Annotated in this window: 11 protein-coding genes; 8 read left to right on the forward strand and 3 right to left on the reverse strand. The window is 73.4% G+C overall.

Annotation, left to right across the window (positions count from 1 at the left end):
• The first annotated feature begins 71 nt into the window (after positions 1-71).
• The 7 genes from JJV70_RS00965 (at position 72) to JJV70_RS00995 (ending at position 8,166) form a co-directional block, all read left to right on the forward strand.
• Positions 72-698 carry a DUF3000 domain-containing protein gene (locus JJV70_RS00965; RefSeq protein ID WP_219045551.1) on the forward strand — a complete coding sequence of 209 codons (627 nt, stop codon included), beginning with the start codon at positions 72-74 and terminating at the stop codon, positions 696-698.
• A gap of 296 nt (positions 699-994) precedes the next feature.
• Entirely contained in the window at positions 995-1,657 is a 663-nt protein-coding gene (locus tag JJV70_RS00970) for a response regulator transcription factor (protein WP_219045552.1), read from the forward strand.
• Between the two features lie 110 nt (positions 1,658-1,767).
• Complete coding sequence (locus JJV70_RS00975) at positions 1,768-3,039, forward strand: ribonuclease D (protein WP_219045553.1); 1,272 nt, start codon at positions 1,768-1,770, stop codon at positions 3,037-3,039.
• A 203-nt stretch (positions 3,040-3,242) separates the two neighbouring features.
• The gene (locus JJV70_RS00980) at positions 3,243-4,463 is read left to right on the forward strand and encodes an acetyl-CoA C-acyltransferase (RefSeq protein WP_219045554.1); all 1,221 of its coding nucleotides are present in this window, start codon (positions 3,243-3,245) and stop codon (positions 4,461-4,463) included.
• The gene (locus tag JJV70_RS00985; RefSeq protein WP_219045555.1) at positions 4,460-6,586 is read left to right on the forward strand and encodes a 3-hydroxyacyl-CoA dehydrogenase NAD-binding domain-containing protein; all 2,127 of its coding nucleotides are present in this window, start codon (positions 4,460-4,462) and stop codon (positions 6,584-6,586) included. The genes JJV70_RS00980 and JJV70_RS00985 overlap by 4 nt, the downstream gene beginning before the upstream one ends.
• 189 nt (positions 6,587-6,775) lie before the next feature.
• A complete protein-coding gene (gene galE / locus JJV70_RS00990; protein WP_219045556.1) occupies positions 6,776-7,771 on the forward strand; it encodes a UDP-glucose 4-epimerase GalE in 996 nt (331 codons plus the stop codon).
• On the forward strand, positions 7,768-8,166 hold the full coding sequence (locus tag JJV70_RS00995; protein WP_219045557.1) for an NTP pyrophosphohydrolase: 399 nt from the start codon (positions 7,768-7,770) through the stop codon (positions 8,164-8,166). The genes galE and JJV70_RS00995 overlap by 4 nt, the downstream gene beginning before the upstream one ends.
• A gap of 107 nt (positions 8,167-8,273) precedes the next feature.
• On the opposite strand, the gene dxs is transcribed toward JJV70_RS00995, so the two are convergent.
• Together dxs and JJV70_RS01005 are read right to left on the reverse strand one after the other, a co-directional pair.
• Complete coding sequence (gene dxs / locus JJV70_RS01000; protein WP_219045723.1) at positions 8,274-10,274, reverse strand: 1-deoxy-D-xylulose-5-phosphate synthase; 2,001 nt, start codon at positions 10,272-10,274, stop codon at positions 8,274-8,276.
• Positions 10,275-10,433: 159 nt separating this feature from the next.
• Positions 10,434-10,604, reverse strand: coding sequence for a hypothetical protein (locus tag JJV70_RS01005; RefSeq protein ID WP_219045558.1), 171 nt, complete (start codon positions 10,602-10,604; stop codon positions 10,434-10,436).
• A gap of 213 nt (positions 10,605-10,817) precedes the next feature.
• Here JJV70_RS01005 and JJV70_RS01010 point away from each other — a divergent pair, with 213 nt between their 5' ends.
• Entirely contained in the window at positions 10,818-12,125 is a 1,308-nt protein-coding gene (locus JJV70_RS01010) for an NAD(P)/FAD-dependent oxidoreductase (RefSeq protein ID WP_257573120.1), read from the forward strand.
• Between the two features lie 221 nt (positions 12,126-12,346).
• On the opposite strand, the gene JJV70_RS01015 is transcribed toward JJV70_RS01010, so the two are convergent.
• Entirely contained in the window at positions 12,347-13,540 is a 1,194-nt protein-coding gene (locus tag JJV70_RS01015; RefSeq protein ID WP_219045560.1) for an ROK family transcriptional regulator, read from the reverse strand.
• Between the last annotated feature and the right edge of the window lie 122 nt (positions 13,541-13,662).

Raw genomic sequence — 13,662 nt, forward strand, 5'->3', positions numbered from 1 at the left:
CCGGACGTGGCCGTAACCCACCGGGTGTTCCTACCCGGCTCGGGGCCGCGCGGCGCCTAGTCTTCGGGACCATGACAGCGGCGCGCGCACACCAGGCGGAGGACCCCGAGCCCGGCGAGACGGCACCGGTGGCGTTCCGCCAGGCCGTCGCGGCGCTGACGGGGGCCCGCACGCCGAGCGCCGTACACCTCGAACCGCTCCCGGCCCCACGGCGGCTCGCGCCGTACGCGCACGCGGTGGGCGCGTCCGTCACCGTGGACGACGAGGAGCTGGCCGATGGCCGGTTCGTCCTCCTCCACGACCCGCGCGGCCACGAGGCGTGGCACGGGACGTTCCGGGTGGTGACGCTGGCCCGTGCCGAACTGGAAGCCGAGATGGCGGCCGACCCGCTGCTGCCGGAGGTCACCTGGTCCTGGCTCACCGGCGCACTGGACGCCCGCGGCGTCCAGGTACGCCAGCCCGGCGGCACGGTGACGCGCGCGGCCTCCGCGTTCTTCGGCCAGCTCGGCGGCCGCCCAGCGGAGGCGGAGATCGAACTCCGCGCCTCCTGGACCCCGCTCGCCCCCCTCGGGTTCCCCGACGTCGCCGCACACTTCGCCGCCTGGTGCGACCTGCTCCGCCAGTGTGCCGGACTCCCCCCGGAACCCCCCGCCGAGGACCCCCCAGGCATCGTCCCCCTCCCCCACCGCCGCCGCTGAGGCTCTCCGCCCGCGCAGCCCCAGGCCAAGAGCCCAGGGGCCGGGGGCGGCAGCCCCCGGAAACAAACCCGTCGCGGTGGCGGGCCACCGCGACGGCGAGGGTCCGGCGGAATGGAGAGGACGCGGGCCACCACGTGGGAAGCCCCCACGGGAACCACGCACGGGTGTCCGAATTGGGAATTTTATGCTCACTCGTTCGTGATCTTCCCTAAAGCGGACCCCGCGCACTGCCGAATGACTTCGTGACCCTTCCCCAGGGAAACCCTCGCCGCCCACTCCACTCCCCAGGAGGCTCGGTGTCCGTTCTGCTCGATCACCCCACCAGCCTGGCCGCCTATCGTCCGAACAAGCCCACGGCCATGGTGGTCGTGGCCGATCCCCGTGTCCGCTCCACCGTCACCCGGCACCTGTGGGCGCTGGGCGTGCGGGACGTCATCGAGGCGTCGTCCGTGGCCGAGGCCCGGCCCCGCGTGAACAGCCCGCGCGACATCTGCGTCGCCGAGGTCCACCTGCCCGACGGTTCCGGGCTGACGCTGCTGTCCGAGACCCGGGCCGCGGGCTGGCCGAACGGCCTGGCGCTGTCGGCGGCCGACGACATCGGTGCCGTGCGCAACGCGCTGGCCGGCGGCGTCAAGGGCTACGTCGTCACCGGGACGCGCAACAACCTCGCCATGACGGCGCGGCCCGGCGCCGCGGCGATCGGTGCGGCGGCCGCACGGCTGCACCGCCGTCCACCGGGTGCGCCCGGCCACCCCGGCGGGCAGCGCGAGCTGTCGGGCCGGGAGGTGGAGGTGCTGCGGCTGGTCGCGGAGGGTCAGTCGAACAAGGCGATCGGCGTCTCCATGGGCCTCTCGGCGCTCACCGTGAAGAGCCACCTGGCTCGCATCGCGCGCAAACTGGGCACGGGCGACCGGGCGGGCATGGTGGCCGTCGCCCTGCGCACGGGCATCATCCACTGAATCAGCACACCGAAAACACCCGTGGCACCCCCCGGCGTAACGTTCCGTCGGGGGGTGCCGCGTGTTGGGTCACCGGAGCGGGTGTCAGAGCCCGCCTATACCCTTGTCGGGTGACCGACGCTCAGGAGACCCCAGCAGACAGTGCAGCTCAGCCCCCCTCCGGCGCCCCGGCCCCCCTGCCGGTGCCCCTGCTGGAGCCGGGCGAGGGGATTCCTCCGGTCACCGCCGACGCCGACGGGCTCGCCGGGGTCATCTCCGCGTTCGCGGCGGGCAGCGGGCCGGTGGCGGTGGACGCGGAGCGGGCGTCGGGGTACCGCTACGGTCAGCGCGCCTACCTGGTGCAGCTGCGCCGCGCGGGCGCGGGCTCGGCGCTGGTGGATCCGATCGCCTGCCCGGACCTGTCGCCGCTGGCGCACGCACTGGGTGACGCCGAGTGGGTGCTGCACGCCGCCACCCAGGACCTGCCGTGCCTGCGGGAAATAGGCATGGCGCCGCCCACCCTGTTCGACACCGAGCTGGCCGGGCGGCTGGCGGGCTTCCCGCGGGTGGGGCTGGGGGCGATGGTGGAAAGCGTCCTCGGCTACACGCTGGAGAAGGGGCACTCGGCGGTGGACTGGTCCTCCCGTCCGCTGCCCGAGGCGTGGCTGCGGTACGCCGCGCTCGACGTCGAACTGCTGGTGGAGCTGCGGGACGCGCTGGAGAAGGAGCTGGAGCGCCAGGGCAAGCTCGCGTGGGCGCGCGAGGAGTTCGCCGCCATCGCCGCCGCTCCCCCGCCCGCCCCGCGCAAGGATCCCTGGCGCCGCACGTCCGGCCTGCACAAGGTGCGGCGGCGCCGTCAGCTGGCCGTCGTGCGGGAGCTGTGGCAGGCGCGGGACAAGGTGGCGCGGAAGCGGGATGTTTCCCCGGGCAAGGTGCTGACGGACGCGGCGATCGTCGCGGCCGCGCTCGCGCTGCCGGAGTCGGTGGAGGAGCTGGCGAAGCTGCCGGGGTTCAGCACCCGGGCGGGGCGCCGGCAGGTGCAGCACTGGCAGGCGGCGGTGGACCGGGCGCGGGCGCTGCCGGAGTCGGCCCTGCCGCAGCAGGGTCAGGCGCCAAACGGGCCGCCCCCACCGCGCGCGTGGGCGGACAAGGACCCGGCCGCCGCGGCCCGGCTGGCGGCCGCGCGGGCCGCCGTCACCGCGCACGCGGAACGGCTGAACATGCCGCAGGAGAACCTGCTCACGCCGGACACGGTGCGCCGGCTGTGCTGGGAGCCGCCAGCAGGCGCGGAGCCGGAGGCCGTCGCGGCGCTGCTGCGCGCCCACGGGGCCCGCGAGTGGCAGATCGAGCAGACGCTGCCGCTGCTGACGACGGCGCTGCGGGCGGCGCCCGCGCAGCCGTGACACGCCCGGCGTGTGACCGGAACCGCACCCGCGTGGGCGCGGCCGGGCCTTGCCACATGGTTACCGACAAGTAGCATGGTGGGCGGGAAGCCCGCACCGCGAACCCGTGCCGCGAGTCCGCGCGACGGCGGGGTTTCTCGGGTTTTTCAGGGTTTTCAGCATTTCTCCCGGACAACCGGCCGCACCCCAGGAGGAGAGCCAACGTGCCTCGTACCGCTAGGGACGTCGTCTTCGTCGACGGCGTCCGCACCCCGTTCGGCAAGGCGGGGCCGAAGGGCATCTACCACGAGACCCGCGCGGACGACCTGGTCGTCAAGTGCATCCGTGAGCTGCTGCGCCGCAATCCGGACCTGCCGCCCGAGCGCATCGACGAGGTCGCCCTCGCCGCGACCACGCAGATCGGTGACCAGGGCCTGACCCTGGGCCGCACGGCCGGGATTCTGGCCGGGCTGCCGCAGACGGTGCCCGGCTACTCCATCGACCGCATGTGTGCGGGCGCGATGACGGCCGTGACCAGCACGGCTGGTTCCGTCGCCTTCGGCGCGTACGACGTCGTCGTCGCCGGTGGCGTCGAGCACATGGGCCGCCACCCCATGGGCGAGGGCGTGGACCCCAACCCCCGGTTCGTCTCCGAGAAGCTGGTCGACGAGTCCGCCATGTTCATGGGCATGACGGCCGAGAACCTGCACGACCGCTTCCCGCACCTGACCAAGGACCGCACCGACGCCTACGCCGTGGCCAGCCAGGAGAAGGCCGCCAAGGCGTACGCCAACGGGAAGATCCAGCCGGACCTGGTGCCCGTCTCCGTGCGCCGCACCAGCCCTGAGGGCGGCGAGACCGGCTGGGGCCTGGCCACGGCCGACGAGCCGATGCGCCCGGGCACCACGCTGGAGATGCTGGCCGGGCTGAAGACGCCGTTCCGCGCGCACGGCCGGGTCACGCCGGGCAACGCCGCGGGCCTCAACGACGGCGCCACCGCCTCGCTGATCGCCGCCGAGGACGTCGCCCGCGAACTGGGCCTGCCGGTGAAGATGCGCCTGGTGTCCTACGCGTTCGCCGGTGTGGAGCCGGAGGTCATGGGCATCGGCCCGGTGCCCTCGACGCAGAAGGCACTCGCCCAGGCGGGCCTGTCCATCGACGACATCGGCCTGTTCGAGATCAACGAGGCGTTCGCCGTCCAGGTCATCGCCTTCCTGGACCACTACGGCATCGCCGACGACGACCCGCGCGTCAACCAGTACGGCGGTGCGATCGCCTACGGCCACCCGCTGGCCTCCTCCGGTGTCCGCCTGATGACACAGCTGGCGCGGCAGTTCGAGGAGCAGCCGCACGTGCGCTACGGCCTGACGACGATGTGCGTCGGCTTCGGCATGGGCGGCACCGTGATCTGGGAGAACCCGCACTTCGAAGGGGCAGGCAAGTGACCGAGACGCAGGAGCTTTTGAAGGGCGCTGCCGAGCTGTTCCCCGACGAGGTGGTGACCCAGGCGCACGTACGGCACCTGGACCTGCCCGGCGGCGTGGGCCGGTTCGCCCTCATCACGCTGGACAACGGCTTCGACCACACCAAGCCGACCACCTTCGGCCCGCAGTCCCTGGCCAACCTCGACCGGGCGATCGACCAGGTGGCCACGGAGGCCGCGAACGGTGACATCGTCGGCGTCGGCCTGACCGGCAAGCCGTTCATCTTCGCCGTCGGCGCCGACCTCAAGGGCGTCGAGCTGCTCGGCCGCCACGAGGACGCGCTGGCCATCGGCAAGGGGGGCCACGAGGTCTTCAAGCGGCTCGCCGGGCTGGCCGTGCCGACCTTCGCCTACTACAACGGCGCGGCGATGGGCGGCGGCGTCGAGGCGGGTCTGCACTGCACCTACCGCACCGTCTCGCAGGCGGTTCCGGCGTTCTCCCTGCCGGAGGTCTTCCTCGGCTTGGTGCCCGGCTGGGGCGGCTGCGTGCTGCTGCCGAACCTGATCGGACCCGAGCGCGCCGTCAAGGTGATCATCGAGAACTCGCTGAGCCAGAACAAGCAGCTCAAGGGTGCTCAGGTGCACGAGCTGGGCATCGCGGACGCGATCTTCGAGGGCGCCGACTTCCTGGAGCAGTCGCTGCACTGGACGGCGGCGGTGCTGTCGGGCGAGCTGAGCGTGCAGCGGCCCGAGATCGACCGCGGCGAGGCGTGGGACCAGGCCGTGGCCCACGGGCGCGCGGTCGCTGACTCCAAGGTGCACGGCGCGGCTCCGGCCGCCTACCGGGCGCTGGACATCATCGCCGCCGCCAAGGACGGCGACCTCCAGGCCGGGTTCGACGCCGAGGACCAGGCCCTGGCCGACCTCATCATGGGCGGGGAACTGCGCAGCGGCATCTACGCCTTCAACCTGGTGCAAAAGCGCGCCAAGCGCCCGGCCGGTGCGCCGGACAAATCGCTGGCCCGCCCGGTGACCAAGGTCGGTGTCGTGGGCGCGGGCCTGATGGCCTCGCAGCTGGCGCTGCTGTTCGCCCGCCGCCTTCAGGTGCCGGTCGTGCTGACCGACATCGACCAGGAGCGCGTGGACAAGGGCGTCGGCTACGTCCACGAGGAGATCGACAAGCTGCTGCTCAAGGGCCGCGTCGGGCAGGACAAGGCCAACCGGCTCAAGGCACTGGTGACCGGCTCCCTGGACAAGGCGGCCGCCTTCGGTGACGCGGACTTCGTCATCGAGGCCGTCTTCGAGGAGATGGGCGTCAAGCAGAAGGTGTTCGCCGAGGTCGAGGCGGTGGTGCCACAGCACGCCATCCTGGCCACCAACACCTCCTCGCTGTCGGTGACGGAGATGGCCTCGCAGCTCAAGCACCCCGAGCGCGTGGTCGGTTTCCACTTCTTCAACCCGGTCGCCGTCCTGCCGCTGCTGGAGATCGTGCGGGCCGAGAAGACCGACGACGCCTCGCTGGCCACCGCGTTCGCCGTGGCCAAGAAGCTGAAGAAGACCGCGGTGCTGGTCAAGGACGCCCCGGCGTTCGTCGTCAACCGCATCCTGACCCGGTTCATGGGCTCGGTGCTGAGCTCGATCGACGAGGGCACGCCGGTGGAGGTCGCCGACCGGGCGCTGGCCCCGCTGGGTCTGCCGATGTCGCCGATCGTGCTGCTGGAGCTCGTCGGTCCGGCGGTCGCACACCACGTGGCGGGCACCCTGCACAGCGCGTTCCCCGACCGGTTCAGCGTCTCGGAGAACCTGGGCCGGGTCGTCGCGGCGGGCAAGCGCGGGCTGTACCAGCCGGGGACCACCGAGCTGGACCCGGAGGTCGCCGCCCTGTTCGAGACCGGGGATGCCGCCCTCACCGAGGAGCAGGTGCGCGACCGGGCACTGGAGGCCATCGCCGAGGAGATCGACCTCATGCTGCGCGAGGGCGTCGTCGCCGAGGCCCAGGACATCGACCTGTGCCTGATCACCGGCGCGGGCTGGCCGTTCCACCTGGGCGGCATCACGCCGTACCTGGACCGGGCGGGCGTCAGCGATCGGGTGCGCGGCGCGGCGTTCCACGCCCCGGGCGTGGCCAGCGTGCCGCAGGTCTGACCCCGGCACCGACCGGCTCACCGGCGCCCCCGCCCGCGCGGACCACTCCGCGCGGGCGGGGCGCCGTGCTGTCCGCCTCGTGTGCTGTCCGGGCGCGGACTGTCCGTGTGCGGGCTGTCCGTGCGGGGGCTGTCCTCCGTGTGGGGGCTGTCCGCCGTCGGGCCAGGGCGGGCCGCATAGGATGGGCCGATGACTTATCTCGTCACCGGAGGGGCCGGTTACATCGGCGCGCACGTCGCCCACGCGATGGTGCGGGCAGGGCAGCGCGTCGTCGTGCTGGACGATTTGTCCACGGGCCTGGAGCGGAGGGTTCCGCCGGGAGTGCCGATGGTGCCGGCGTCCGTGCTGGACCGCGCGGCGCTGGATGCGGTGATCGCCGACCACGGTGTGACCGGCATCGTGCACCTGGCAGCGAAGAAGCAGGTGGGCGAGTCCGTGGAGGTGCCGCTGCGCTACTACCACGAGAACGTGCACGGGCTGCGGGTGCTGCTGGAGGCGGCCGTCGCGGGCGGCGTGGGCGAGTTCGTCTTCTCCTCCTCGGCAGCCGTCTACGGCATGCCGGACGTGGAGACGGTCACCGAGGACACCCCGTGCGTTCCCTTGAGCCCGTACGGGGAAACCAAGCTGGCCGGAGAGTGGCTGGTCCGCGCCACGGCGCGGGCGCACGGGCTGCGCACGGCCTGCCTGCGGTACTTCAACGTCGCGGGCGCGGCAGCCCCGGAGCTGGCCGACACCGGCGTGTTCAACCTGGTGCCGATGGCCTTCGAGCGGTTGACGGAGGGCGGCGCGCCCCGCGTCTTCGGCGCGGACTACCCCACGCCGGACGGCACATGCGTGCGCGACTACATCCACGTCACCGACCTGGCCGACGCGCACCTGGCCGCCGCCCGCGCGCTGTCCGCCGGACAAGTGAAGCCGGGCGGCGATCTGACGGTCAACATCGGCCGCGGCGAGGGTGTGTCGGTGCGCGAAATGCTGGACGTCATCGCGGAGGTGACCGGGCACGTGTTCACCCCCGAGGTGACGGCACGCCGCCCCGGCGACCCGGCCCGCGTCGTCGCCTCCGCCGAGCGGGCCGAACGGGAACTGGGCTGGACCGCGCGGCGCGGGGTGCGCGAGATGGTCACCTCCGCGTGGGAGGGCTGGCCGGGGCGCGAGGCAGCACCGGCCCCGGTGGCCAGGTGAGCGCGCCCGCGCTGGTGGTGGTGGACGCGGCCAACGCCGTCGGCTCGGTCCCGGACGGCTGGTGGCGCGACCGCCACGGCGCGACGGAACGGCTGCGGGACCGCCTGGCCACCGCGCTCGCCTCCTCCGGCACGGTGGCCGGGGTCCGGGAACCACTGGAGCTGGTGCTCGTGGTCGAGGGCGCGGCCCGCCGGGTCGGTCCGGTGCCGGGGGTCCGGGTCGTGGCGGCGCCCGGCAGCGGTGACGACGCGATCGTCGGACTGGTCACGGCGGAGGGCACGGGGCGTCACTGCGTGGTGGTCACAGCCGACCGCGAGCTGCGCCGCCGCGTCAGCGAGGCGGGCGCGGAGGTCGTCGGCCCCAGCGCTCTGCCCGCCTCCCGCCCCTCCGCGTAACCGTGACTCCGCCTCCGGGTCGCCCGCCCACCCGAGGGAGGCGATGTACGGGCCGGAGGCGGAGTGGAGTCCCGGCGGGAGCCGGGCGGCGTGCTCGCGGCGCTGGTTCAGTCGCGGGCGGACTCGCGCGCGCGGCCGGAGCCGTCACCGGCCGCGTCGGCGCTCGCGTCGCCGTAGCGGCCGTCCAGCTTGGCGACGAGGCCGGTGACCTGACGGGCGATGTCCGGCGCGGTGAGCCCGATCTCGGCCAGCACCTCCTTGCGGGAGGCGTGGTCGAGGAAGCGGGGCGGGATGCCGAAGTCCCGCAGCGGCACGTCCACACCGGCGTCGCGCAGCGCCTGCGCGACGGCTGAACCCACGCCGCCGACACGGGAGTTGTCCTCGACGGTGACGACGACACGGTGCCGGTCGGCCAGGGCGGGCAGCGCCTCGTCAACCGGCTTGACCCAGCGCGGGTCCACGACCGTGGTGGAGATGCCCTGCCGGTCCAGGAGTTCAGCGATCTCCAGGCACATCGGGGCCAGCGCGCCGACGGAGACCAGCAGCACGTCCGGGCGGTCGGTGCCGGGCTCGCGCAGCACGTCCATGCCGCCGACGGTGCCGAGGGCCGGGACGCACGGACCGACGGCGCCCTTGGAGTAGCGCACGACGGTCGGCGCGTCGTCCACGGCGACGGCTTCGCGCAGCTGGGCGCGCAGCTGTTCTGCGTCACGCGGCGCGGCCAGCCGCAACCCGGGCACCACCTGGAGGATCGACATGTCCCACATGCCGTTGTGGGAGGCGCCGTCGGAGCCGGTGACCCCGGCGCGGTCGAGCACGAAGGTGACGCCCAGGCGGTGCAGGGCGACGTCCATCAGCACCTGGTCGAACGCGCGGTTGAGGAAGGTGGCGTAGACAGCGAAGACGGGGTGCAGCCCGGCGGTTGCCAGGCCCGCCGCCGACACCGCGCCGTGCTGCTCGGCGATGCCGACGTCGTACACCCGCTGCGGGAACGCCTCGGCGAACGCGTGCAGGCCGGTGGGACGCATCATCGCGGCGGTGATGGCGACGACGTCTTCGCGCTCGCGGCCGAGCCTGACCATCTCCTCGGAGAACACCGACGTCCAGTCGGCGCCGGAGGCGGAAACGGGCAGGCCGGTGTCGGGGTGGATGACGCCGACGGCGTGGAACTGGTCGGCGTCATCCAGGCGGGCGGGCTGGTAACCACGGCCCTTCTCGGTCAGGCAGTGCACGATCACCGGGCCGCCGAACCGCTTGGCGCGCAGCAGCGCCGACTCCACGGCGGTGAGGTCGTGGCCGTCGATCGGGCCGATGTACTTCAGGCCCAGGTCCTCGAACAGGCCCTGCGGCGCGATGACGTCCTTCAGGCCCTTCTTCGCGCCGTGCAGGGTGCCATACAGCGGTTTGCCCACGACGGGGGTGCGGCTGAGCATCTCCTTGCCGCGGGCGAGGAAACGCTCGTAGCCGTCGGTGGTGCGCAAGGTGGCCAGGTGGTTGGCCAGGCCGCCGATGGTGGGCGCGTAGGAGCGCTCGTTGTCGTTGACGACGATCACCAGGGGCCGGTCCCTGGCGGTGGCGATGTTGTTCAGCGCCTCCCACGCCATGCCGCCGGTCAGCGCGCCGTCACCGATGACGGCGGCGACGTGGTCGCCGGTCTGGCGCAGTTCGTTGGCCTTGGCGATGCCGTCGGCCCAGCCGAGCACCGTGGAGGCGTGGCTGTTCTCGATGACGTCGTGCTCGGACTCCGCGCGGGAGGGGTAGCCGGACAGGCCGCCCCTGGCGCGCAGCCGGGTGAAGTCCTGCCGTCCGGTGAGCAGCTTGTGCACGTAGGACTGGTGGCCGGTGTCGAAGAGCACCTTGTCGCTGGGCGAGTGGAAGACACGGTGCAGGGCGATCGTCAGTTCGACGACGCCGAGGTTCGGGCCGAGGTGGCCACCGGTACGGGCGACGGACTCCACGAGGAACGAGCGGATCTCCGCGGCCAGCTGATCGAGCTGCTGCGGAGCGAGCCCGTCGAGGTCACGCGGCCCCTGGATGCTGGTCAGCAGCGGCCATCCCCGCGGGCTCCCGCTCCCCGCCGTCTCCGGTTGTCGCGGTTCGCGCGGCACCTTTGGCACTGGGCCTCCTCGCTCTCGGGCTGTCCGGCTGGCGGCTGCGGCCCCAACCAGTCTGCCCGAGTCTAGTCTTCGCCCCTTGGGCCCGGCCCGGCGCGGGGTCCCTTATTCCCACCCGCCGGGTGCACACCGGCGCGTGCGCGAGGACGGATCTCAGCTGCGGGAGGCGCCGGGGTGCGCGGCGCGCACGTCGCTGAAATCGATGGCCGCCTTCGCCTCCCGCTGCGTCTCCTCGGCCACCTTGCGGGACTCGGCCAGGATGTCGCCGTGCTCCTCTATGAGGCTGTCGTAGATCGGCGCCTCGGTACTGCCAGACGACGTCATCGTGCTGCTCCTTCACGTTGGCATGGGCATGCGCGTGGCCGCCCACCACCGGGGCCCGGGCGGCCGGCGACGCAGTTTACGTGGCCCTTACCGGGCCCACACCGCGCGGGCGGGTTTCCCGGTCGCAGCCCGGCCACCTCGCCGGTTGGGTCCCGGCGGAGCACGTCCTGTTTGGCGGCGCGGCAACGCGGTCACCCGGCGGGGATGGACGGTATGGGGAAGCGGTGTGACGTGGTGGTCGTGGGCGCGGGGCTCGCTGGGCTCGCCGCCGCCCGGTCTCTGACCGCGCGCGGACTGGAGGTCCTTGTCCTGGAGGCGGGCGACGCCGTCGGCGGCCGCATCCGCACGGACAGTGTGGCCGGTTTCCTGCTGGACCGGGGCTTCCAGGTGGTGAACACCGCCTACCCCGAGGTGCGCCGCCGCCTCGACACCCAGCGGCTGGATCTGCGCCCCTTCGACCGGGGCCTGAGGGTGTTCGCCGACGGCCGCCTGTTCCGGCTGGGCGACCCGCGCCGTGACCCGCGCGCCCTCGCGCAGGCGCTGCGTGCCCCGCTCGGCCCGCTGCGCGGCCGTCTCGCACTCGGCGTGTACGCGGCGGCCACGGCCGCGCTCCCGGCCCGGTGGCTGCTGCGCCGCACCGACGAGCCCGCGCTGCGCGCCTGGCAGCGCCGTGGGCTGTCCGAACCGGTGATCCACACGGTGCTGCGGCCGTTCTTCGCTGGCGTCACCCTCGACCCGCGCGGCACGACGTCCAGCCGCTTCGTCGATCTGATGCTGCGGGTGTTCGTGCGCGGCGAGGCGGCCCTGCCGGACGCGGGGATGCAGCAGATCCCCGAGCAGCTGGCGCACGGCTTGCCGACGGGCACGGTGCGGCTGCACACGGTGGTCAGCGAGGTGACGCCGGACCGGGTGGTCACCGACAGCGGCACCGTGCACGCGCGTGCCGTCGTGCTCGCCACGGACGCCGACGCCGCCGGGCGCCTGCTGCCCGGGCTGACGGTACCGCGCTGGAAGGGGCTGACGACGCTCTATCACGCGGTGGACGGCGCCCCCGCCCCGGGCGCCGCCACCCTGCTGGTGGATGCCGACCGCTCACCCGTCGCCAACACGGTCGCCGTCAACGCGGCGGCGCCCAGTTACGGCCCGGCCGGGCGCACGCTGGTGGCGACGACGGTCCTGCACGACGACCCGCATGCGCCCAGCACGGAGGTCGAGCCTTCGGTGCGGGAGCGGCTGGCAACGCTGTACCGCACGGACACCACCGGCTGGGAGCACCTGGCCACGTACAACATTCCGCACGCGCTTCCCGCCATGACGGCCCCGCACACCTTCCGGCGGCCCGCCGAGGTGGGTGGCCTGTTCGTGTGCGGCGACCACCGGGCTACCAGCTCCATCGAGGGTGCGCTGGTCTCCGGACGCCGCGCCGCCGAGGCGGTGACGGCACGCCTGGGTCTGCCGACCGCAGCCCCGGGGGCGTCTGCCCAGGGGGCTGGTGCCGCCGATGACGTCCGCGACCGCTGAGCAGTGCCGTCAAGAGGTAAACCAACGCGGTCCCACAGCCTCACGTCCCGTGAACAAGCTGAACCCGTTCATGGCAACCGGCACCGCGCCACCCGGCCGTCACCACGCCGCCCCGCTGGTACGGACGGGTGAGCGGCCCCAGCCTGCTCGACGCCGGAGGGCGGACTGGAGGACGACGGCTCCCGGCCCTGCCCCCGCACAGCGGGCCACGCGAGCGGCAGCTACGCCGAAACCGCAGCTGACGACCCCAGTGTGAGCAGCCCCGCATCCCCCATCTCGCTGAGCCCCAGCGCCAGTGCCCCCAGCACCTCGGACCGCCCGCCGAGCGCGCCCGGTACCACCGACAGCCGCTGGGCCGCACTGGGGATCGCGTACCGCGCGACGGACTCACGGATCGGGTCGAGCACCAGGTCACCGGCGTCGGCGAGGTCTCCGCCGAGCACGACGCGGCTGGGGTTGAGCAGGTTCGTCAGATTGGCGATGCCGCTGCCGATGTGCCGCCCTATGTCGGCCACCACCCGGCGGCAGCCGGGGTCGCCCTCGCGGGCGAGCGCCACGACGCGCGGCATCGTCAGCTCCGGCCCGTGGCCCGGGGTGAGCAGCGGCAGCACGTACCGTGCGGCGGTGAACGTCTCCAGGCAGCCGCGGTTACCGCAGCGGCACACCGGTCCGGACTCGTCCAGCGTGATGTGCCCGATCTCACCCGCCGTCCCGCCGGGCCCCCGGTAGACCTGCCCGCGGAGCACCAGCCCGGCGCCAACGCCGCTGGCCACCTTGATGTAGGCGAGGTCGGCCACGCCCTGCCCGGCGCCCCACACCAGCTCGCCCAGTGCGCCGAGGTTGGCGTCGTTGTCCACGTGCACGGGCACGCCGAGCCGGGCGGCGAGGTCGTCACGCGGGTTGGTCCCGGCCCAGCCGGGGAGGATGGCGGTGGAGCCGAGCACACCGGTCTCCACGTCGATCGGGCCCGGCACGCCCAGCCCGGCGCCGATGATCTTCTCGGTGCCGATCCCGGCCTCGGCGAGCAACCGGGTGACGACGGCCTCGGCCCGGTCAAGCCCCTGCGCGGCGGAGGCGTCCACGTCGATGGGTTCGGAGTCCTCGGCCAGCACCTTGTGAGCGAGGTTGCCGACGGTGACGCGCAGGTGAGAGTGGCCAAAGTCGACGCCGAGCACGATTCCGGCGTCCCCGGAGAGCGAGACGCTGCGCGCGCGGCGTCCGCCCACGGAAGTGGGCGTGACGTCCACGGTGCCGCCCTTCTTCAGCTCGCGGACGATGTTGGAGACCGTGGCGGCCGACAGCCCGGTGGTGCGCGCGATCTCCGCCTGGGTCAGCGAACCGGCCGTGCGGACGGCCCGCACCACGCGCTCAAGGTTGGCGCGGTGCAGCGAGGACTGCGACCCCGGTGTCTCCACTGTTGATCCACTCCCGCCTGGACGCGGCGGTACGCCGCCCGCCCGCGCCGACCGGCCCACTGCGTCGGCAACGGCCCGCTTCCAACATCTGAACTCTAAGGGGACCGTGTGCGGTTCTCCTC

The organism is Streptomyces sp. JJ66 (assembly GCF_019303495.1).
Lineage (GTDB): Bacteria > Actinomycetota > Actinomycetes > Streptomycetales > Streptomycetaceae > Streptomyces.

What these genes read in the sequence shown, in the direction of transcription:
- JJV70_RS00965 (WP_219045551.1), top strand. Translation starts at nt 72, where the DNA reads ATGACAGCGGCGCGCGCACACCAGGCGGAGGACCCCGAGCCCGGCGAG.
- galE (WP_219045556.1), top strand. Translation starts at nt 6,776, where the DNA reads ATGACTTATCTCGTCACCGGAGGGGCCGGTTACATCGGCGCGCACGTC.
- JJV70_RS01010 (WP_257573120.1), top strand. Translation starts at nt 10,818, where the DNA reads ATGGGGAAGCGGTGTGACGTGGTGGTCGTGGGCGCGGGGCTCGCTGGG.
- JJV70_RS01005 (WP_219045558.1), bottom strand. Translation starts at nt 10,604, where the DNA reads ATGACGTCGTCTGGCAGTACCGAGGCGCCGATCTACGACAGCCTCATA.